We start from the raw sequence: 20,354 nt of genomic DNA, 5'->3' as shown, positions 1-20,354 counted from the left end.
AGTTTTATTTTCTGCCAAAATTTTTCATTGCTAAAATCTCATCTACACTACCTAGCGGTGCTCGTTTTTTAAGTTCAGTAAATTCATGAAATATATTATTACCAAATTTATTCTTATAATATTCGGGTGCTAGAGTTATAATATCTATTTTAAGATAATTTTTGGTTTTAGGTATTTTAATTATTTTCATAAACCGTTTTATGTTATTATATCACCAATTATTTCTGAATAATATCTATATAGCTATTTTTAAAGCTAAGATTTGCTAATGTTTCTAAATCACAAGTGATTAAAGGTTCTTGTTCGTGTTGATTTTTAATAAATAAGGACTAGTACAAAACCAAGCGAACTCTCCTTTTATCTGGTCAGCAGTTAGTTTATTTAGTACTTCACCATTTTTCCCATACAAAATCAAGTCAGAAAAAGCACCATATCCTGCTTCAGTAAATTTTATGGGAGCTTTCTTCCCACCTAAAATTTATTTTTTCTCATATTCTTTAATAATAATATGAGTTATATTTTTTGTTGGAACAGTAATCATATATTCTTTTTTGTTAGGATAAATAGTCTCTGCACATTTAGCAATAAAATTATGAAGTTTAAGCGAAAGACTAGAATGTTTTTTAGTATTATTATAGTCATATATTGGAGCTTTAAATAAAATTTCCGTTCTGGAAGTTGCCATAGTTATAATCATTTCTACCGATGGTATATCAATACTACTTTTCTGTTCCCATGCTTTATTATAGGTAAAAACTACATATACATCTGTTAAATCTTGGTCATGATATTCTATGCTAGAGTCAAAAGCATCTAGGCCCATAAAAGCTTTTCTATATTCTTTTTCCCGGACTGATTTATAAACTCCCCCTGTTTCTTTGAGAAATTTTGCCAAGTAGTTACATTTACTCCATTAACTTTTACCATATAAAAATGTAAATCATCTTCTACTTCATAATGATAAATTTCTGATTTTACTTCTTGTGCTTTATATAGCTTTGTAAAAAGATGTTATAAATTAGAATATTTTTCATCTATTTTACTGAAATCAAATTCAGAGAAAATCCGCAGAGCTTGTATATATTGCATGTCTATATTATCAGGTGCTTTTGCTTCTTTGCATGCAACTTTTATAAATTTATTTAATTGTTCTTCTTGCTCATTAAAATCATTTTTTTTAAATTCTTCTAAAAATTTTTTTAATAAAAGTTCTTTCCTATAATTTGCATCATCAATATACGTACTATTATTAATATCTATGCCTGTTTTTAATCTTAGAGAAAGAAGTTCATTGACGAATTCAGAAATTTTAATTTCATGTTCTGTACTATATTGGGAAGAGCTAGCAATTTTCATAGATTGCGGTTTAAAAGATAAATTATTACCTAATTTTAAAATAAAATCTTTTACTTCTGGCCAATCTCTATAATTTGATATATCTAAGGAAATAATTTTGTCCGTGGCGGTACTTAAATTTTGCAGAAAAGTAAAAATCTTTTCTAAGCTCGCTTTTTGTTTTTAAGGTTTAAAATACCCTCTCCCATAGAATATAAGGCTTCTTATAATTTAGCATTAGCTTTTTTCATTTTATAAATAAATATTAATTTTTAATATAATATTAAGGATTAATATTTTGTCAATTATAAACTAATTATCTCTTCCATATCCCTTGGCAACTCACAAGAAAATTCCATAATCTCATTACTAGTCGGATGAGTAAAACTTAAATACCAAGAATGCAGGGCTTGACGTTTAAAATCAATTAATTTTGCTTTTAGTTCAGGGGGAGAATAAGCAATTTTTCGGTCGTTATTGCCGTAAGTTTGGTCGCCGACTACCGAATGCTTTAAATGGCTTAGCTGTACTCTAATTTGGTGAGTTCTACCCGTACTAAGCTTGCACTCCACCATACTAATACTACCTTTATAAAATAATTCTAGAGTCTTATAATGTGTAACGGCTTCTTTGCCGCCATATTTTAATATGGTCATTTTTTGGCGATCGCTTCGGCTGCGACCTATATTATTCTTAATGACTCCTTCTAGCGGATTTATTACTCCCCACACTAACACTTTATATTTCCGTATTACCTGCCTTTGTGCTATCTGATTTGCAAGTAGCATATGTGCTTTATTATTTTTAGCAACTACCATCAAGCCCGTAGTGTCTTTATCTAAACGATGTACTATCCCGGGTCTTTCTGATGAGCCGATATCCGATAAGTTTTTTGTATGATGTAATAAAGCATTAACAAGCGTATCGTCATGATGCCCTGCTCCTGGGTGTACCGTCATACCTGCAGCTTTGTTAATTACTATCAAATCATCGTCTTCATATATTATATCAAGTGTTACATTTGCTGCTGCAATTTTTAGCTCTTCAGGTTCTTTAAAAGAAAATAATATAATATCATTCTCCTTGACCAAAACATCAGGATCAGAAATAATTACATCATTAACTAGTACTTGCGAATCTTTAATAGCTTTTTGGATTTGATTCCTTGAAACATTTTCAAGAAGCGATGATAGAGCTTTATCAAGCCTTATGCCATTTAGTTCGTGTGGTACGGAATATTTTAACATATTTTATTTTAAGATAATGAATAATACGCTTAAATGGTTAAGTGCAATCGGTGTTGAATATTATTGCCATGAACATCCACCGCAATTAAAGGTACGTAATGAACTAACTGAAAAGCCACAAGTAAAACTTATGTCTACAAAAGAAACTGCATTCAATATGAATGATAAAGTTCATGATAATATAACCCTAGCAAGATCTCTTGCCGATAAAGCTAATAATATCGAAGAACTAAAAGAATCTCTACTAAATTTTAATGGTTGTGAACTTAAGAAATTTGCTACTAATACGGTTTTCGGTGACGGTAATTTGGAAGCTAAAATTATGTTAATAGGCGAAGCCCCGGGAAGTACCGAAGATTTGAAAGGAATACCTTTTTACGGCGAAAGTGGCAATTTACTTGATAATATGCTACATGCTATCGGAATTTCACGAAAAAATAACGCTTATATTACTAATACGGTATTTTGGCGTCCTCCTGCTAATAGACAGCCGACGTTCGAAGAAGTCGATATTTGTAGACCTTTTGTTGAGAAGCATATTGCTCTTATTAACCCGCAGCTAATTATTCTAGTCGGTAGCACGGCTGCAACTAGCTTACTTGGAAAAAATTCGGGTATTACTAAAATTAGACAAGAATATTATTTTTATAACAATAAATATCTATCCGCTCCTATTCAAACTACGGCAATCTTCCACCCTGCCTATTTACTCCGCCAACCTATGCAAAAACGCACCTCTTGGTATGATTTACTCAAGATTAAGGAGTATTTAGTCAATAATAGACTTCTTGCATAACTTGTATATTAATCTAGTACTAACAGCTTCACAGATATTCTGCTATTAAATGCAGGTAATAAAGATACTCAAGGCAAAGATATTAAAAAAGCCTTAGAAATAATAGAAGAAGTTTATAAACGAAATTGAGGGTGTTATATGGAAAGTTTACAGATTATTTAAAGGAAAATTACAACATGAGGAAATATTAGTAGGGTATATTAATGAAGCGTTAGAGCAATATTTCGTGGATCATAATAATGAGCTATAATGGCTGTTTTAAAAGAAGCCATTATAGCAAGAGGAGGTATAGAAAAAATCTCTAAAGAAGCTCATATAAATAGGGAACATATATATAGAGAATATTATCTATTACACGCTTTAGGCTTGCAGTTGAAAGTAGCAGCATGTGCGTTTTAAATTTTCATTAACCTTGCAAGTTGAGCAAGATATCAAAGAAAATTTTTAAATCCTAATAAATCATAATTCATTTCTAATTTCATTAAATTAGGGTTATACTTACTGATGTATAAAAATAAGGTATATCCATATGACCAATGAAAATAATAATGATTCAGAATTTGCTGAATTAAAAATCAGAGGAAAAATATTTAAATTACCTATACTTAAAGCAAGTATCGGTGAGGATGTAATCGATATAAGTAGGGTATCTGCGGAAGCCGATTGCTTTACTTACGACCCGGGTTTTATGTCTACTGCTTCTTGTCAGTCTACTATCACCTATATAGACGGTGATAAAGGAATCTTGCGGCATCGAGGATATGATATTAAAGACTTAGCTGAGAAAAGTGATTTTTTAGAAGTGGCATATTTACTGATTTATGGGGAACTACCAAGTGGCGAGCAGTATAATAATTTCACTAAACAGGTTGCTCATCATTCATTAGTGAATGAAAGATTACACTATTTATTTCAGACCTTTTGTAGCTCTTCTCATCCTATGGCTATTATGCTTGCGGCTGTCGGTTCTCTTTCGGCATTTTATCCTGATTTATTGAATTTTAAGGAAGCAGATTACGAACTTACCGCTATTAGAATGATTGCTAAGATACCTACCATCGCTGCAATGTCTTATAAATATTCTATAGGACAACCGTTTATTTATCCTGATAATTCGTTAGATTTTACCGAAAATTTTCTGCATATGATGTTTGCAACGCCTTGTACGCAATATACAGTAAATCCAATAATAAAAAATGCTCTTAATAAGATATTTATCCTACATGCCGATCATGAGCAGAATGCTTCTACTTCAACAGTCCGAATTGCCGGCTCATCCGGAGCTAACCCTTTTGCTTGTATTAGCACGGGTATTGCCTCACTTTGGGGACCTGCTCACGGCGGGGCTAATGAAGCGGTAATAAATATGCTTAAAGAAATCGGTAGTTCTGAGTATATTCCTAAATATATAGCTAAAGCTAAGGATAAAAATGATCCATTTAGATTAATGGGTTTTGGTCATCGTGTATATAAAAACTATGACCCGCGTGCCGTAGTACTTAAAGAAACGTGCAAAGAAGTATTAAAGGAACTCGGGCAGCTAGACAACAATCCGCTCTTACAAATAGCAATAGAACTTGAAGCTATCGCGCTTAAAGATGAATATTTTATTGAGAGAAAATTATATCCAAATGTTGATTTTTATTCGGGTATTATCTATAAAGCTATGGGTATACCGTCGCAAATGTTCACGGTACTTTTTGCAATAGCAAGAACCGTAGGCTGGATGGCACAATGGAAAGAAATGCACGAAGACCCTGAACAAAAAATCAGCAGACCTAGACAGCTTTACACCGGTTATGTACATAGAGAGTATAAGGGTATTCGGGAGAGGTAAACATTTTCGTCATTGCGAGCGACTGCAAGGAGCATAGCAATCTCAAGAGATTTGATGAAGATTGCCACGTCGCTTCGTGCCTCGCAATGACGTTGAAAATATAAATCATATGCATTTTATTGATGAAGTTAAAATATATATAAAAGGTGGGAACGGCGGCAATGGTTGTGTTAGTTTCCATCGTGAGAAATTTATTGACAGAGGCGGACCGGACGGTGGTGATGGTGGACGTGGCGGTAGTGTTATTTTCAGGAGTAATCACCATCTTAATACGCTAGTAAATTATCGATATAAACAGCATTTTACCGCAGAAAACGGCGAAAACGGTAAAGATTCAAATAGAAGCGGTAAATCAGGAAAATCATTAGTGCTTGATGTTCCGATTGGTACTCAAATCTTTTCCGAGGACGGCAATATATTATTTTATGATTTCACTGTGGATGATCAAAGCTTTGAAATAATTAAAGGAGGAAGTGGTGGTCTTGGTAACAGCCATTTCAAATCGTCGGTTAATCAAGCTCCAAGAAAGCGTACGGAAGGAGAAATTGCCGAAGAAATGTGGATTCATTTAAGTTTAAAACTTCTCTCTGATGTTGGGCTTGTGGGGCTTCCAAATGCCGGTAAATCTACTTTTTTATCCGTTGTAACGGCAGCCAAGCCTAAAATTGCCGATTATCCCTTTACTACTTTAGTGCCAAATCTTGGAGTGGTATATGTTGATGACGAAGAGTTTGTCATAGCAGATATTCCTGGTTTAATTGAGGGGGCTCATCAAGGTCACGGACTTGGCGATAAATTCTTAAAGCATATAGAAAGATGTAATGTATTAATACATTTAATAGATGGCTCTAGTAATGATGTAGTTGCAGATTATAATACGGTACGTCTTGAGCTTGAATCATATTCCGATTATCTAAAAAATAAAATCGAAACCATATGTCTTAATAAATGCGATGTTCTCACAGATGAGGAAATACAGGAAAAAATAAATAAGCTGCAGAAAGTTACTAATAAAGAAGTTTTTCCTATCTCTACCTGCACTAATGCTGGAGTAAATAAAATAGTTAAACTTGCTTTAGAGACTATAAAAAATCAGGAGTAATACTACTAGGTATTGCCTGCGTGGATACTGAGGATTGTCATTACGAGGATTCCTGAAATTGCCACGTGTTTACTAACGTTCGCTTGCAATGACAATGAATAAGCTTTAAATTAAAGTAATACGTTGCTCTTCTGCTTCTAGATATTTCTCTAGCTCTTCCTTAGTATATTTCTTTTCTTTAAGCTTTATTTCGTGATTAAATATATATTGTACAGCTTTATCTTCTAAGGCAGGACCTTTAAGTCCTTCAATTGCTCTAGGATTATTTTTATAAAAATCAAATATCATATTTTCCTGCCCAGGAAAATTACGTGCTTGTTGCATAATAACTTTTCTTAAATCATCAGGCTCTAATTGCAAATTTTTAGATTTTGCATATTCAGCAAGTAATAAGCCTATTCGCACACGGCGTAGGGCTAATTTATTATAATATGCTGTTATTTCTTTAGAGGATTTATCTTTCAATAATGATTCATCTTGTTCACTTTTATCGGTTCCGGACTTTAGAATATTTTTTTCTTGCTCTAATAAAGATTCCGGTACATCAAAATCTAACAATTTTTCTAACTTATCAAATAAGTTCATTTTCATTATAGTATTAATAGCTTCTTCCGACTCATTTTCTATTTGTTTAGTAAAATGTGTACGCAATTCTTCAAGGCTATTACTTTGGAATTTTTTAGCAAATTCGTCATCGATAACGGTAGGTTCTGCAGTATGTACTGCTTTAATTTGTACTACAAAACGAGCATCCTTACCTGCTAAATCTTTAGCATGGTAATTTTCAGGAAAAGTAACATTAACATCTACTTTACTACCTGTTTTAGAACCTATTAATTGTTCCTCAAAACCGGGAATAAGTGCATTACTACCTATTATTACCTTAAAATCATTTAATTTACCGTCCTCAAAAGTTTTCTCCTTGATGTACCCGATTGCATCAATCGTAACCTGATCTCCGTCTTTTATTTTTGCTTTACTTTCTTTAGTATAATTTTTTGTTAATGCAGCAAGTTTTTCTAGTTGTTCTTCAACATCTTTAGAGTTTACTTCTAATTTTGGACGATCTAGTGAGATTTTTTTTAAATCCGGAATAGTAATTTTAGGTAATAGCTCTATTTTTACGGTAAATTCTAAAGCTTTATCGGATTCGTTTTGTAATTCTTCAATTTTGGGTCTACCGATTATATTTAGATTATGCTCTTTAATAACGTGATTTACTGAATGGTTAATTCTTCTTTCTATTATATCATTCCTGACGGAAGTACCGTATTTTTTCTTAACAATTGAAACCGGTACTTTACCGGCTCTAAAACCTGCTATTTTAACTTTTTTGGTTAAATTAAGTAATTCTTTTTGAATATCGTCATCTATCTCACTTAAAGGAGTAGAAATTCTTGCATGAAAATCCAATCCTTCGTGTTTTAATACGGTAATTCCCATTTTAATAATCCATTAATTCTGTATATAGTTTGCTAATCAAAATAAACTAAAGAGCTGCAATATGCAATAGTTTTTGTAAAATCCCATTAGGATTAGGCATTGCTAACTGTGAGTTTCGCAGAACTCACCTTTGCTGGCATATAGTCGTCTATTTTTGCAATCACTAACTATTTCGCGTTAGCACTTAACAGCAATTGAGCCATTTCCATAGCAGTAAGCTCCTGCTTCTTATAATTTTCAAGGGCTTTAATAATTTTGGATATATCAAATATCTTATCGCGATTATTAATATAACAATATTTAGCCCGATTTCCCTTTTTTATTGTATTAATGTTCGGTTCGATGTTTGATATAGTAAGTAATAACCTTAATTTATGTCTATAACTCATTATGATAATTTTTTTCTGCTACTTTATTCTTAGTGCTAAGTAATCGTTTGCCGTTGCTTGTTTGTACTTTTCGTTTTGTTTCATCAGGATAAGTATTAAGCAATCCATGTAGGCTATTTGAGCATTACTAAATTCTTTCCCTGGATGAGCTTTAAGGAACTCAATAACTGCATTTTTACGGTCAAGTTTTTTATTATAATATACCTCATTATAATTAACCACTCTATTAGTATTATTAACATAACAATATTTAGTCAAAAGCCCTTTTTTTATTATCTTAATGTTCGGTTTTATTTTTTGTATAGCGTTCAATAGCTTTCATTGCTATAAATCATGATAATAATTTTTCTCTTTCTTACTTTGCTTTTAGCATTAAGTAATCGTTTATCATTGCTTGCTTTCGCTTTTTTCTTTGCTTCTTCAGGATAAGTATCAACTAGCTAGGTTGCTATTTTAGAAGCAGTAAACTCTTTGCCGGCATGAGTTTTAAGAGTTTAATAATTGCAGTTTTGCAGTCAAAAAAAGACATATTCGGTAATTATATTAAGTTAAAATTTAGACATTGCTAAATTAAAGATGGATATTGTCATGAGCTAAGCGACTAGCCGTAGTCGATTTTGTAGAAGTACTTTTTGCTTTTTTGTTATTGCTCGTTTGTTTTTTATCTGAGTTAACTTTAAAAGCTCAATAATTATAGCCTTGTATTGAAATTTTGCAGCAAAAACAAATTATAAATTCTTCAAAGTAAACAAATTAATTATTTAGAAATAAAAAATTAATATTATAGTGGTATAAAAATACAACTATTTTTTAAATTATATAAAGATAAGGTATTTATGGGGTAACCCTTTATTTTTTAAAAAGAATTTAAAGGGTTATATCCTACTTTTTTAGAGTATATTGCAATAAACTAGATGATTTAGGAGCAAAAGCAAGTAAATAAATTGGGTATAAGATTTGTGGCATTGTTAACCAAAGATAGATATCGTTATGAGCTAAATAACTGAAAGTGTTGTTACGTGGAAGCCAAATCGTCATTGCTAGGCACGAAGCGACGTGGTAATCCAAAAAAATAATTAAAAAAAATCTGATTTACAGAATTTTTTACTGAATTGCTTCGTCGAATTACTACGTAATTCTTCTCGCAATGACGGAAAACCAATCCACGCAACAATGCCACGCAGGAATGACATTAAGAGGATTTTTTATTAGACTGCTTAGTCAATTACTATTTAAGCGTACTTTTTCGTTCAGTTCTTTAGCAGAAGATAATTCTATATCAAGTTCGGCAAATATCTGCACTAAAGCTACAGATAAATCATTGATCATTTTGTCGGTATGGGCAGGGGTTGGGATGATGCGGAGGCGTTCCGTACCTCTCGGCACGGTTGGAAAATTGATATGTTGAACGTAAATACCGTATTCATTAAGGAGCATATTTGAGGCTTTCGCCGTTTTAATCGGATCACCAATAATTATCGGCACTATATGACTTTCATTTTTCAAATACGGTATATTAAAACGTTCAAAAGAATTTTTAAGTTTTGTAACTACTTCTTGATGTTTTATTCGTTCTTCATGCGATTCTTTAAGATGTCTAATACTATGCGTTGCAGCGGTAGAAATTACCGGCGGCAATGAAGTAGTGAAAATAAACCCTGGAGCGGTTAGTCTTATAGCGTCAACTAAATTATGGTTGCTAGTGATATAACCGCCGATAGTACCATATGCTTTGGCAAGTGTCCCTTGAATAATATCGATTTGATCACTACAATTAAGAAGCTCGGCAATACCGCCACCCTGTTTACCGTATAAACCGACCGTATGAACTTCATCGATAAAGGTTAAAGCATTATATTTTTTGGCTAAGTTGATTATATCTTTGATAGGTGAGAAAAAACCGTCCATAGAGTAAGCCGATTCAAAAACAACAATTTTCGGTCTATTAATATCGACTGATTGTAAAAGCTCTTCTAGATGCTTAACATCTAAATGTCTATATATATATTTCTCGGCTCTTGAACTTGTAATCCCTGCAATTATTGATGCATGATTTAGCTCATCGGAGAAAAATACTATATCCGGCATGATTTTAGCAAGACTTGCAAGCGTTGTATCATTTGCAACAAAACCGGATGTAAAAACTAAAGCTGCTTGCTTTTTGTGTAAATTTGCAAGTTCTTTTTCAAGCTCAAGAATGGCAATATTATTACCGCCAATATTACGAGTTCCACCTGATCCAACACCGTATTTTAGCAAGGCATCTATAGAAGCGTGCATTACTTTTGCATGTTTACTCATACCCAAATAGTCATTAATGCACCACATAACTATTTGTTTATTAGCGTGTTCTGCAAAAGGAAAATTATCGGCTTGTCTTTTTAAGGCCTTAAATTCTCGATATCTTCCTTCGCTTTTGATCTTATCTATATGTTTGCTAAATATAATATCGTAATAAGACATTTTCTCGATGTCATTCCCACGTAGGCGGGAATCCATTTTATTAATTATAAAATTCTATAATCAGATATTTTGAATGTTCTTTCTAGATTCCCGCCTACGCGGGAATGACATCGAACAGAACAATACTTCCAAACTCACGTTTGCAGCTATTCTACATTAAAATTAAAAAAGTTTAAAGTTATAATATGGCTTTTTGTACAATATCGTTTAATCTCTTTGAAAATGCACCTGTATCAGCAACCGGTTCACCCTCTAAAATACAGGCTTGATCAAATATTAGATTAACCAATTCTTCATTATTTTTATTATTTGCTTTTAAGTCGTTAAAGATTTTCTCTATGATTTTATTTTTAGGGTTTAACTCTAGATTTTTAGCTGAGGCATTAGCTATTTGTTTCTGTTCAATCAAAAATCTCTCCATACGAATATCCATAGCAGCGTCGCTAACGGCAAGACAAGCAGGACTTGAAGTAAGTTTTTTAGAGATCTTAACTTCTTTTACCAACTCCCCCAGTGTCTCTTTAAAATAATCTGTTAGCAATTTATATTCATCATCGGATTTTTTACTATCTGTATTTTTCTCCTCAGATTGTGAAGTAGTTTGCTCTACATCGATATCGCTTCTTGTCGCTGATTTAATAGCATGTTCTTTATATTTGCTATTAACATTTACCCAAAAATCATCCACTGTATCGGTAAAAAGTAATACATCGATTTTTTTACTTAACAACCCTTCGATTTGTGGGCTTGAAAGTAATTTATCGGGGTTATCACCGCTTAAATAATATATAGTACTCTGCCCTTCTTTAAAATTCGCTATATATTCGTCAAGGCTGATCATTTTATTATGCAAGGCACTTCTGAATATGCATACCTCTAATAATTTTTCATGGTTGGTAGTAGCCTCACATAAACCCTCTTTTAAAGCACCGCCGAAATTAGCCCAAAACTTATTATATTCTTCAGGTGATTCCTCTTTCTTTTTTCTAAGCTCGCCAAGCACTCTTTTTGTAATAGCATTTTTGATTTTCTCAAGCACGCTATTATGCTGCAGTGATTCACGGCTAATATTTAGTGGTAAATCTTCTGAATCAACCACGCCTCGTAAAAATCTTAAATATGACGGGATTAAATCTATATTCTCATCAGATATAAATACTCTTTTTATATATAATTTTACTCGCCTTTTGCGATCAGGGTGGAATAAATCAAATGTTTTGCTTGATGGAATGAAAAGTAGGTTAGTAAATTCTATAGCTCCCTCGTTTTTATTATGCATAGTTATCCAAGGGTCATCAATGGCATAAGATAGACTTTTGTAGAATTCTTTATATTGTTCTTCCGTAATTTCCGATTTCGGTCTTGTCCATAATGCAGAAGCTGAATTAAGCTGGATTTCATTATTACCAGCTTCATCAAAGAAATATATTGGTACTGCTATGTGATCGGAATAGCTTTTAACGATGTGTTTTAATCTAAAATGATCAAGGAATGTATCTTCTTCCTTTTTGATATGTAAAACGATTTCCGTGCCTCTTGTGAACTCTTTATCTGAATCTGAGACAGTATATTCACCAAGCCCGTCTGATTCCCAAATATGGACTTTATCTTCCCCAGCTTTTCTTGAGGTTACAGTCACTTTATCGGCTACCATAAAGCTTGAATAAAATCCAACACCAAATTGACCGATTAGCATATTGTCTTTTTTAGAATCACCGGATAGGCTTTTAAGAAAATTTGCCGTACCCGATCTTGCAATAGTACCGAGATTTTCAATTAAATCGTCTTTATTCATGCCGATGCCGTTATCACGGATAATGATTTGTCCGTTATCTTTATCGACTTTAACCGTAATTTTAAAATTGCTATCGCCGGCTACTAATTCACTATTACTTTGAGATAAATAACGTAATTTATCACAAGCATCCGAAGCATTGGAAATTAACTCCCTCATAAAAATCTCTTTATTACTATAAAGAGAGTGAATCATTAAATTTAAAATCTTGCCAACCTCGGCATCAAATTTCTTTTTTTCTTGTATCATAATTATTCCAGTTAATAAATTATTTTTTCGTCATATGACTGCTTATGTCATTCCTGCGAAAACAGGAATCTAGAAAATAATAAATATAAACTGGATTCCCGCCTATGCGGGAATGACATTGGAAGTCTAGCAACAACTGCACCTTATTTAATATAGGAATTAATAATCAAATTTAAATAGTATTCATTAATATTTTTTATCAATATCGTTTTTAAGCTATGAGTATGACCTTTAATAATTTCGATATTACTACGTGATAATTTCCATTCTTTTGCTAAATAATTTATGATTTCTGCATTCGCTTTACCTTGTTCCGGTATTGCTTTTATAGATAATTTTAGATATGGGATATTATTAATAATTACAAAATTGCTAATTAGATTTTGTTTAGAATTAGGCTTTACTTTAAAACTAAGTAAAGCCTGATGTGAAGAAGAATTGTAATTGTAGAATTTATTCATGAATATTTTTTATCATATTTGCTTATTATATAAAAAAAGAATCCTTGAAAAACTTTGCTTAAACTGATATAATGTTTACCATGAATGTTTAGCACCCTTAGCTCAGCTGGATAGAGCAACAGATTTCTAATCTGTGGGTCAGAGGTTCGAATCCTTTAGGGTGCGCCATTCTGCATTTCTCGGTATTTCTACAAACGTATCAAACCGCAGATTCAGCATAAAATCAAGCTTTTGACCGTTTAACTGAATATTAATTGTCTTTCACCAAGTCTCTAAACTAAGCAGCTTTTCTCTTTCTTCTAAATAGTAAATGTATCACCTTATAAAACGAAATATTAAAAATATTTCTCAAGTTTATTAATTAAAGCTTTAATTTCTTTTGTGTTAACTAATATTTAATAATCATGATATCACAAGTATCGTTCCATATGTAGACATAAATATGAAAATTTGCTTAATGGAGCTAATAATGGATTAAAAGAAGAAATGATTATTAATATCCTCACAGAACTACATCAGACCATTCTGGTGTAATGCTTAATTTAAAACCGAGTAATAACGAAAAAGAGTTTAAAGAAAAATTAGAAAAGATTATTAATTCTTATGAAAAATGGAATGAAAATCCTGAAAACAAAAAAGCAATTTCTCAAGAACTCAAAAAAGAATTAGAGAATCTAGATATATGGTGCAAAGAAACAGCTAAAAAAGATAATTCGCATGTTTTTAAAAATATTGGACAAGTTATAAAACATAGTTTTAAAGCTTTGGCTAACATAGGAAATAAAGAAGTTTTCAAAAAAGAACCGAAAGAAGTAGGTATTTTATATGGATGCTATAACACATGCTAATAAAAATACTAAACAAACACTAGAACGCATAAGGGCTACTATTAACAAACATAAATCTCCCCTTCCTCATTTCTTATTACTACTCCCAAGAATATATCGCAAAAAAGCAAGCGAGGATCTGTAGAAAGATAAATAATAATTACTCGAAGCTGGTAAATGTATCGATAATCGTCTACTAGGGTGTGCCATTAACCGAAAACCAACAAGCCGCCTTAATCTTGTTTATTTTCAACTGTGGGGCTAGGGCATTTCAAGCATCAACATTGCAGCAAAAGCTAAACCGAGGGGAATATGCAAATGCTGCTAACGAGTTATTGCAATAGATGTGTGCTAAAGGCAGTCTTAAGCTGCAAGGCTTAGTGAAACGTCGGCAATATTATAGATTATAATTATTACTAATTATTAAAACTTTTGATTATTTCCTGTAATTCTCTAATAATACGCTTAAACTAAGAGATATTATAGAAAACCTGCTATAAATATTTATCAATTAAGCAGACATCACCGGAGAAGGAGCAAAAGATTTTGTCGGATAATTTCCACTTTCTTTCTCCAATTTTTCAAAATGAAATATACCAAATCCAATACTTGTTGGAATCATAATAATTAATACTTCCCAGTTTCTAAAGGTTTTTATTAAATGAGGAAAACCAAAAGAGCTAATAACATACATACAAGCAGTTGATACAGCATATGTAAATGTTACGGAAGTAAAGCGTTTAAAGATTGGAAAATGTCTAAAACAATTTGGTACAGCCGGCATAACATTAAGGGCAAAAGCCATGATAAGTGCTTGAATATAAATTAATAATATTTCCTAATGCCTAATTACAAATCAGAGGAATCTCTAATATATTAGACCAAACTTGATCCCAACCTTTTGTATGAGAAATATTAGGAAAAGTTTGCTTTTTTACACACGGTGAGTTACTTGCTTTTACGTAAAGTGCTGCTATGAAAGGCGGGACTCTTTTGTCATCCATGCCGGAGAGATGTAATTGAGGGATATTATTAACCTGTTTTGCATAATTTATCGGGTTTAAGGATTTAACTAAGTAACCACGATAATTATGATATTTATCAAACTTTTTAGTATCTAAATTACCGGCAATCGTTATAATATCTTTAACATTACTATTTTGAGCGGCAATTAATATTGTAAGCCCGCCGCCACCGGAGAAGCCGACTAAGCTAAATTTTTGTCCGTTATTGATAATATTTATGACATTGTTAATTGAATCTACAATTTCCTGCCCCATTCTTTTATCTAACCAATAATCGCTAATGCATTTTGGGTTCATATCTAAAGGAGTATATTGGCAAGGTCTTGCTATATAAACAATATTCGGTCTTTTATCCATTGTAGCAAGCTTTAAGAGCATCGGATTAACGGGAGTAGGGTTGTCGGAATTAGCAGATCCATCCGCAAGATGTCCATCTCCCTCAATATAGAATACAAAAGGTAGGTTACGGTCGGTAATACGCTGATAAGTCGTAAGAGTAAAATCACCACCGTTTACTAGCCCCATCTGAAAGTTATTTTGAGTTGCTATATCTTGCGAATGCTTTACCCTTCTAGCTACATCATGAGTAGTAGAACACCCTGAAAGAAATATTGGTATTAAAAATATTATTGCCCAAATAAAATTTTTCATAACAATTTTGATTAAAACGGTATTTCGTCGTCTAAGTCGCTATGGTCAAAGGAATGATTTTTAGTTTCAGGATGTTTATATTCGCTATGCCCTGAATCTTGATTATGATTATTAGAGTTTTTACTATCTAATAATATTAATTGTGAATTAAAGTTTTGTAACACAACTTCCGTGGTATATTTTTCTTGACCTGAATTATCATTCCACTTACGGGTTTGCAATGAACCTTCAATATATAATTTGCTACCTTTTGTGACATAGCGTTCTACAACAGATACTAACCCTTCACTAAATATCACTACTCTATGCCATTCAGTGCGTTCTTTTCGTTCGCTGGTAATGCGATCTTTCCAAGTTTCGGTTGTTGCTAAGGAAAGATTAATGATTTTTTTTCCTTCGCCCGTAGTTCTTATTTCCGGATCACGCCCTACATTACCTATTAATATTACTTTATTTAAACTACCTGCCATTACTACCTACTGTAAAATATTACTATTGCAATAATAAAATAAAAGAGCCTATAATACTACAGGTTTTTTAAAAAATATCTCAAAAATTTTGTAGTGAAGTGATTATGAACCAAGAATACATTAAGGTACGCGGTGCTAAAGAGCATAATCTAAAAAATATAAATGTTAATATTCCAAGGAATAAATTTGTTGTTATCACCGGTCTTAGCGGTTCAGGCAAGTCTTCTTTAGCGTTTGATACTATTTATGCAGAAGGTCAAAGGCGATATGTTGAAAGTTTATCTTCATATGCAAGGCAATTCTTACATTTACAAAATAAACCTAATGTAGAATCTATTTCTGGATTATCGCCTGCTATTGCAATTGACCAAAAAACTACTTCCAAAAATCCACGTTCTACGGTTGGAACTATAACGGAAATTTACGATTATCTTAGGTTATTATATGCAAGGGTGGGTATTCCTTACTCTCCGGCAACCGGTCTTCCGATACATAGCCAAACAATTTCCGAGATGGTAGATATAATTAACGAACTACCTAAGGGTACGAAAATATATTTACTCGCTCCTATTGTTAGAGGACATAAGGGTGAGTTCAAGCGTGAAATTATGAATTTGAAAAAGCAAGGCTTTCAGAAATTAATAGTTAACGGGGAAGTTTGCGAAATTGATGATTTACCGAAACTTGATAAAAATAAGAAGCATAATATAGAAGTGATCGTTGATAGAATAGTTCTAGACGAAAGTTTAGGTAATAGACTTGCAGATAGCTTAGAGAGTTCGTTAAATCTTGCCGAGGGTATTACTTATTTGGAAATTGTAGAATTACCGCCGGCAGTTAAGAGCGAGTTTGAAAAAAATCAGCGTATTACTTTTTCCGAGCAATATTCTTGTCCGGTATCGGGTTTTCAGCTTACTGAAATAGAGCCTCGAATCTTTTCTTTTAATAGTCCTTTTGGAGCATGTCCTAAATGTGAAGGGATAGGTAAGGAGTTTTTCTTTGATAGAGATTTAATAGTGCCGGATCAAAGAATTGCTATTAAAGACGGTGCAATAGTGCCTTGGGGTAGTACAGCTTCTAAATTTATCCTAGAGACATTAAAGGCTCTTGCCGATCATTATAAATTTTCTATTGAAGTACCTTTTGTAAGTTTATCACAAAATGTTAAGGATATTTTATTTGAAGGTTCAGGAGAAGAGGCAATAAAGTTTGAATTTCACGATGGTTCTAAAACGCAAATAATAAAACAACCTTTTGCCGGTATAATACCAAGTTTGCAAGAAAAGGACCGTACTATAGAATCGGTTTTAATTAAAGAAGAACTAGCTAAATTTAAGTCAGAGCATAAATGTACTGCTTGTTCAGGGTTTAGATTAAAAGACGAAGCATTATGCGTTAAAATAGCAAATTTTCATATAGGCGAAGTAGCAGGTATGAGTATTGCAGCCTTGCAAAAATGGTTTAGTCACTTAGAAGAAAAATTAAATAAAAAGCAATTATTTATTGCTGAGCGTATACTCAAAGAAATTACCGAGAGATTAAAATTTCTTATGAATGTCGGGCTTGATTATCTAACGTTATCACGAGAAGCAGGTACTTTATCGGGGGGGGAAAGTCAGCGTATTCGTCTTGCATCTCAAATAGGTTCAGGACTGAGCGGTGTTTTATATGTACTTGATGAGCCGTCTATTGGTCTTCATCAACGAGATAATACAAGATTAATTGAGACACTAAAAAGGCTTAGAGATTTGGGTAATACCGTTTTGGTAGTCGAGCATGATGAAGAAACAATATATGAAGCAGACCATATTATTGATATAGGACCGGGAGCCGGTATTCACGGCGGTCGTGTTATTGCGGAAGGAAATGCTGAAGAAATAAAGAATTGTGAAGAAAGTATCACAGGTAGGTATCTAAGTGGTCGTCAAACAATCAAAGTGCCGTCTGAAACAAGAGTAGGGCATGATAATAGAGCAATTGAATTACTTGGGGCGGTTTCCAACAATTTAGATAATGTTGATATCAAAATTCCGCTTGGTACTTTTACTGCTATAACGGGAGTATCGGGAAGCGGTAAATCAAGCTTGATGATTCATACTCTATATAAAGCGGCTCTAAAGCATTTAGAGCCAACTAGCAAAGTATTTCCCGGCAAATATAGAGAGTTAAAAGGACTTGAATATATTGATAAAATTATCGATATTAATCAATCTCCGATAGGTAGAACTCCTCGTTCAAACCCTGCGACTTATACAGGTGCCTTTACCCATATTAGGGATTGGTTTGTGGAGTTACCTGAATCAAAAGCTAGAGGGTATAAAGTAGGCAGGTTTTCGTTTAACGTTAAAGGTGGTAGATGTGAAGCATGCCAAGGTGATGGGCTAATAAAAATAGAGATGCATTTCCTACCTGACGTATATGTAAAGTGTGATATTTGTAACGGTCACAGATATAATAGAGAAACGCTTGAAATAAAATATAAAGGTAAATCTATTGCCGATATTTTGATGATGACTGTAGAAGATGCGATGCAGTTTTTTGAAAAAATACCGTTAATCTATGAAAAATTAATTACCTTAAATGAAGTGGGTCTAGGCTATATTAAAATCGGTCAGTCTGCTACTACTCTTTCAGGTGGTGAAGCACAACGCGTTAAGCTTGCTAAAGAATTATCAAGACGTTCAACCGGTAAAACGCTTTATATACTTGATGAACCGACTACGGGATTACATATCGACGATATTAATAAATTGTTAAAAGTGTTACATAAACTTGTTGATATGGGCAATACCGTTTTAGTTATCGAGCATAATTTAGATGTTATAAAAACTGCAGATTATATTATTGACGTCGGTCCTGAAGGTGGCGACAAAGGCGGTAAGATAGTTGTATGTGGCACCCCTGCCGACATCGCTGCCTGTGAGGAAAGCCATACCGGTAGATATTTAAAGCAATATTTGGTGTGATCTAATATAAATAGTAAGTTACTCTATATAATTTGCTATTTGATGTATTTCTAAATTATCCTTAACACTCATCCCTTGATTTCGTTAAGAAAAATTAATCTAATCCTTGCTATTTTCTAAAAATTATCATATTTTGTGGTTATTACCATGTTTTATGGTTTTTTGTAGAATAATTATAAAAGAAGAAATTAATGAAAGTTACATTTAATAGTATTGAAAAAATTTATAATTTATTAACTACCGAAGAATGGATAGATAAACAAGAGCCAAAGCAACGCTTGGAACAATTAAACAAAAAACTAGCGAAAGCTAGTGATCCAAAAGAAAAAATTAATTTAGAAAAGGCCATAACAACCTTAGAAGAAAATGCTAAAAGTAATCCCATGACTTTAAAAAAAGCTGGAATAAACCAAAATGCACACTTACTGGAAAAAACTGAAAAATTTCAAAAAATTCTTAAAGAAAATAAATTAAATGATTTTCAGCAGATAACTAAAAATGATTTAAAGAATTAGTAAATCAAGTAACTGAAATAGTAATTAAAGAATCTTATAAGTACAACGCAGAAGAATTATCAGAAGAAAATAAATTACATGCAAAAAATTTAACTAATTTTTCTTTAAAAGGAAAACTAGATAATAATAGCTTTCAAAAAGCATTGAACTTTATAAAAGAATATTATATGCCTGATATTAATTTTGATATGGAGGTAACAGGCAAAAAGTATAATTTTCCTAAATTACCTGCCGATGATATGAAAGGTTTTATGCTTGGTAAATTTAGTAATTCTTGCCAATCTATAGGACATAATTCCGAAAGATGTATTTTAGACGGTATGAGTAAAGCAAATGCCGGTTTTTATATAATTACGGATGATAAAGGAAATATAAGAGCTCAGTCATATGCTTGGCTTGCTGGAGAGGGAAAAAAGAATGAAAAAGCCACTTCTATGTATGGTACTAGATTCATTTGAGCATTTAGGGAAAGAAGATAAATTATTATTTGTACCTATAATAAATAAATTGAGAGAAGCATTACAAAAACAAGCATTAAATTTATATGTAGGATGTGGCGGACAAACTCCTAAACTTGATATAAACACTATACTTCATCCAAAACCAATGGAGCAAGATTTATATATGGCGATGCAACAAATGTTTATCCTATTACAAGAGAAGTACCAACAATAGAATTAAACTTAGGAAAAAATGCTAATAACCAGGTTAATCAATATTCTACTATTGAAGAGCTAAAAACTGATAGTAAATTACTACAACAAATTATAATAAGTAAGCAAA

Annotated in this window: 22 protein-coding genes, 1 tRNA gene and 1 pseudogene; 11 read left to right on the top strand and 13 right to left on the bottom strand. The window is 32.5% G+C overall.

The genetic code is table 11. The features are described 5' to 3' along the window. Positions 1-4: 4 nt before the first annotated feature. The 4 genes from ACHBLB_RS02100 to ACHBLB_RS02085 form a co-directional block, all read right to left on the bottom strand. The gene (locus ACHBLB_RS02100) at positions 5-190 is read right to left on the bottom strand and encodes a hypothetical protein (RefSeq protein ID WP_475842297.1); all 186 of its coding nucleotides are present in this window, start codon (positions 188-190) and stop codon (positions 5-7) included. Positions 191-478: 288 nt separating this feature from the next. Then, positions 479-895 carry a hypothetical protein gene (locus ACHBLB_RS02095; protein ID WP_475842295.1) on the bottom strand — a complete coding sequence of 139 codons (417 nt, stop codon included), beginning with the start codon at positions 893-895 and terminating at the stop codon, positions 479-481. A 116-nt stretch (positions 896-1,011) separates the two neighbouring features. Beyond that, the gene (locus ACHBLB_RS02090; RefSeq protein WP_475842293.1) at positions 1,012-1,356 is read right to left on the bottom strand and encodes a hypothetical protein; all 345 of its coding nucleotides are present in this window, start codon (positions 1,354-1,356) and stop codon (positions 1,012-1,014) included. 284 nt (positions 1,357-1,640) lie between these two features. Then, on the bottom strand, positions 1,641-2,582 hold the full coding sequence (locus ACHBLB_RS02085; RefSeq protein WP_475842291.1) for an RluA family pseudouridine synthase: 942 nt from the start codon (positions 2,580-2,582) through the stop codon (positions 1,641-1,643). Positions 2,583-2,598: 16 nt separating this feature from the next. Here ACHBLB_RS02085 and ACHBLB_RS02080 point away from each other — a divergent pair, with 16 nt between their 5' ends. The 4 genes from ACHBLB_RS02080 to obgE all read left to right on the top strand — a co-directional run bounded on the left by ACHBLB_RS02080 (position 2,599) and on the right by obgE (position 6,317). Further along, positions 2,599-3,378, top strand: a complete 780-nt coding sequence (locus ACHBLB_RS02080) for a uracil-DNA glycosylase family protein (protein WP_475842289.1) — start codon at positions 2,599-2,601, stop codon at positions 3,376-3,378. Positions 3,379-3,627: 249 nt separating this feature from the next. Beyond that, positions 3,628-3,777: a transcriptional regulator gene (locus ACHBLB_RS02075; protein ID WP_475842286.1), complete on the top strand. Its 150-nt coding sequence runs from the start codon at positions 3,628-3,630 to the stop codon at positions 3,775-3,777. Positions 3,778-3,907: 130 nt separating this feature from the next. After that, positions 3,908-5,215, top strand: a complete 1,308-nt coding sequence (locus tag ACHBLB_RS02070) for a citrate synthase (protein ID WP_475842284.1) — start codon at positions 3,908-3,910, stop codon at positions 5,213-5,215. Positions 5,216-5,324: 109 nt separating this feature from the next. Continuing rightward, entirely contained in the window at positions 5,325-6,317 is a 993-nt protein-coding gene (gene obgE, locus ACHBLB_RS02065) for a GTPase ObgE (protein WP_012737046.1), read from the top strand. 105 nt (positions 6,318-6,422) lie between these two features. Here obgE and tig read toward each other — a convergent pair whose 3' ends face one another. The 6 genes from tig to ACHBLB_RS02035 form a co-directional block, all read right to left on the bottom strand. Then, positions 6,423-7,760, bottom strand: a complete 1,338-nt coding sequence (gene tig, locus ACHBLB_RS02060; protein WP_475842282.1) for a trigger factor — start codon at positions 7,758-7,760, stop codon at positions 6,423-6,425. Between the two features lie 167 nt (positions 7,761-7,927). Then, positions 7,928-8,149 (bottom strand): hypothetical protein, encoded by a 222-nt coding sequence (locus ACHBLB_RS02055; RefSeq protein ID WP_475842280.1) that lies wholly within the window; start codon positions 8,147-8,149, stop codon positions 7,928-7,930. Positions 8,150-8,167: 18 nt separating this feature from the next. Continuing rightward, positions 8,168-8,461 carry a hypothetical protein gene (locus tag ACHBLB_RS02050; protein ID WP_475842278.1) on the bottom strand — a complete coding sequence of 98 codons (294 nt, stop codon included), beginning with the start codon at positions 8,459-8,461 and terminating at the stop codon, positions 8,168-8,170. Positions 8,462-9,370: 909 nt separating this feature from the next. Continuing rightward, on the bottom strand, positions 9,371-10,612 hold the full coding sequence (gene hemA, locus ACHBLB_RS02045; protein WP_475842275.1) for a 5-aminolevulinate synthase: 1,242 nt from the start codon (positions 10,610-10,612) through the stop codon (positions 9,371-9,373). Between the two features lie 178 nt (positions 10,613-10,790). Next, positions 10,791-12,656: a molecular chaperone HtpG gene (gene htpG / locus ACHBLB_RS02040; protein WP_062811123.1), complete on the bottom strand. Its 1,866-nt coding sequence runs from the start codon at positions 12,654-12,656 to the stop codon at positions 10,791-10,793. 143 nt (positions 12,657-12,799) lie between these two features. Then, the gene (locus ACHBLB_RS02035) at positions 12,800-13,117 is read right to left on the bottom strand and encodes an A1G_07140 family DUF167 domain protein (protein ID WP_475842273.1); all 318 of its coding nucleotides are present in this window, start codon (positions 13,115-13,117) and stop codon (positions 12,800-12,802) included. 91 nt (positions 13,118-13,208) lie between these two features. On the opposite strand from ACHBLB_RS02035, the gene ACHBLB_RS02030 reads away from it, so the two are divergent. The 3 genes and pseudogenes from ACHBLB_RS02030 to ACHBLB_RS02020 all read left to right on the top strand — a co-directional run bounded on the left by ACHBLB_RS02030 (position 13,209) and on the right by ACHBLB_RS02020 (position 14,354). Then, positions 13,209-13,285 (top strand) — tRNA-Arg (locus ACHBLB_RS02030). A 365-nt stretch (positions 13,286-13,650) separates the two neighbouring features. After that, positions 13,651-13,965 (top strand): hypothetical protein, encoded by a 315-nt coding sequence (locus tag ACHBLB_RS02025; protein ID WP_475842271.1) that lies wholly within the window; start codon positions 13,651-13,653, stop codon positions 13,963-13,965. A gap of 182 nt (positions 13,966-14,147) precedes the next feature. Then, positions 14,148-14,354 (top strand): annotated as a pseudogene (locus ACHBLB_RS02020) (glycoside hydrolase family protein). 101 nt (positions 14,355-14,455) lie between these two features. On the opposite strand, the gene ACHBLB_RS02015 reads toward ACHBLB_RS02020, so the two are convergent. Genes ACHBLB_RS02015 through ACHBLB_RS02005 form a run of 3 tightly spaced genes read right to left on the bottom strand, consistent with a single transcriptional unit; the run spans position 14,456 to position 16,090 of the window. Then, the gene (locus tag ACHBLB_RS02015; protein ID WP_475842269.1) at positions 14,456-14,749 is read right to left on the bottom strand and encodes a hypothetical protein; all 294 of its coding nucleotides are present in this window, start codon (positions 14,747-14,749) and stop codon (positions 14,456-14,458) included. 40 nt (positions 14,750-14,789) lie between these two features. Continuing rightward, entirely contained in the window at positions 14,790-15,620 is an 831-nt protein-coding gene (locus ACHBLB_RS02010) for an alpha/beta hydrolase family protein (protein WP_475842267.1), read from the bottom strand. 11 nt (positions 15,621-15,631) lie between these two features. Next, positions 15,632-16,090: a single-stranded DNA-binding protein gene (locus tag ACHBLB_RS02005; RefSeq protein ID WP_475842265.1), complete on the bottom strand. Its 459-nt coding sequence runs from the start codon at positions 16,088-16,090 to the stop codon at positions 15,632-15,634. A 104-nt stretch (positions 16,091-16,194) separates the two neighbouring features. Between ACHBLB_RS02005 and uvrA the strand changes: the two genes are divergently transcribed. From uvrA to ACHBLB_RS01985, 4 genes are all read left to right on the top strand, one after another. Continuing rightward, positions 16,195-19,056, top strand: a complete 2,862-nt coding sequence (gene uvrA, locus ACHBLB_RS02000) for an excinuclease ABC subunit UvrA (protein ID WP_475842263.1) — start codon at positions 16,195-16,197, stop codon at positions 19,054-19,056. Positions 19,057-19,247: 191 nt separating this feature from the next. After that, positions 19,248-19,571: a hypothetical protein gene (locus ACHBLB_RS01995; RefSeq protein ID WP_475842261.1), complete on the top strand. Its 324-nt coding sequence runs from the start codon at positions 19,248-19,250 to the stop codon at positions 19,569-19,571. Between the two features lie 167 nt (positions 19,572-19,738). Beyond that, the gene (locus ACHBLB_RS01990; protein WP_475842259.1) at positions 19,739-20,029 is read left to right on the top strand and encodes a hypothetical protein; all 291 of its coding nucleotides are present in this window, start codon (positions 19,739-19,741) and stop codon (positions 20,027-20,029) included. Then, positions 20,010-20,246, top strand: a complete 237-nt coding sequence (locus ACHBLB_RS01985) for a hypothetical protein (RefSeq protein ID WP_016830557.1) — start codon at positions 20,010-20,012, stop codon at positions 20,244-20,246. Before ACHBLB_RS01990 ends, ACHBLB_RS01985 begins: the two co-directional genes overlap by 20 nt. The last annotated feature ends 108 nt before the right edge of the window (positions 20,247-20,354 follow it).

The organism is Rickettsia lanei (genome assembly GCF_056242675.1).
This window is presented reverse-complemented; position numbering and strand designations above follow the sequence as displayed.

Bases quoted from the DNA above. Each gene is read 5' to 3' on its own strand.
- ACHBLB_RS02015 (WP_475842269.1), bottom strand. From the start codon at position 14,749: ATGGCTTTTGCCCTTAATGTTATGCCGGCTGTACCAAATTGTTTTAGA.
- ACHBLB_RS02025 (WP_475842271.1), top strand. From the start codon at position 13,651: ATGCTTAATTTAAAACCGAGTAATAACGAAAAAGAGTTTAAAGAAAAA.
- ACHBLB_RS01985 (WP_016830557.1), top strand. From the start codon at position 20,010: ATGGTACTAGATTCATTTGAGCATTTAGGGAAAGAAGATAAATTATTA.
- ACHBLB_RS02100 (WP_475842297.1), bottom strand. From the start codon at position 190: ATGAAAATAATTAAAATACCTAAAACCAAAAATTATCTTAAAATAGAT.
- ACHBLB_RS02035 (WP_475842273.1), bottom strand. From the start codon at position 13,117: ATGAATAAATTCTACAATTACAATTCTTCTTCACATCAGGCTTTACTT.
- ACHBLB_RS02075 (WP_475842286.1), top strand. From the start codon at position 3,628: ATGGCTGTTTTAAAAGAAGCCATTATAGCAAGAGGAGGTATAGAAAAA.
- obgE (WP_012737046.1), top strand. From the start codon at position 5,325: ATGCATTTTATTGATGAAGTTAAAATATATATAAAAGGTGGGAACGGC.
- ACHBLB_RS02080 (WP_475842289.1), top strand. From the start codon at position 2,599: ATGAATAATACGCTTAAATGGTTAAGTGCAATCGGTGTTGAATATTAT.
- uvrA (WP_475842263.1), top strand. From the start codon at position 16,195: ATGAACCAAGAATACATTAAGGTACGCGGTGCTAAAGAGCATAATCTA.
- tig (WP_475842282.1), bottom strand. From the start codon at position 7,760: ATGGGAATTACCGTATTAAAACACGAAGGATTGGATTTTCATGCAAGA.
- hemA (WP_475842275.1), bottom strand. From the start codon at position 10,612: ATGTCTTATTACGATATTATATTTAGCAAACATATAGATAAGATCAAA.
- ACHBLB_RS02010 (WP_475842267.1), bottom strand. From the start codon at position 15,620: ATGAAAAATTTTATTTGGGCAATAATATTTTTAATACCAATATTTCTT.
- ACHBLB_RS02085 (WP_475842291.1), bottom strand. From the start codon at position 2,582: ATGTTAAAATATTCCGTACCACACGAACTAAATGGCATAAGGCTTGAT.
- ACHBLB_RS02055 (WP_475842280.1), bottom strand. From the start codon at position 8,149: ATGAGTTATAGACATAAATTAAGGTTATTACTTACTATATCAAACATC.
- ACHBLB_RS01990 (WP_475842259.1), top strand. From the start codon at position 19,739: ATGCCTGATATTAATTTTGATATGGAGGTAACAGGCAAAAAGTATAAT.
- ACHBLB_RS01995 (WP_475842261.1), top strand. From the start codon at position 19,248: ATGAAAGTTACATTTAATAGTATTGAAAAAATTTATAATTTATTAACT.
- ACHBLB_RS02005 (WP_475842265.1), bottom strand. From the start codon at position 16,090: ATGGCAGGTAGTTTAAATAAAGTAATATTAATAGGTAATGTAGGGCGT.
- ACHBLB_RS02090 (WP_475842293.1), bottom strand. From the start codon at position 1,356: ATGAAAATTGCTAGCTCTTCCCAATATAGTACAGAACATGAAATTAAA.
- ACHBLB_RS02070 (WP_475842284.1), top strand. From the start codon at position 3,908: ATGACCAATGAAAATAATAATGATTCAGAATTTGCTGAATTAAAAATC.
- htpG (WP_062811123.1), bottom strand. From the start codon at position 12,656: ATGATACAAGAAAAAAAGAAATTTGATGCCGAGGTTGGCAAGATTTTA.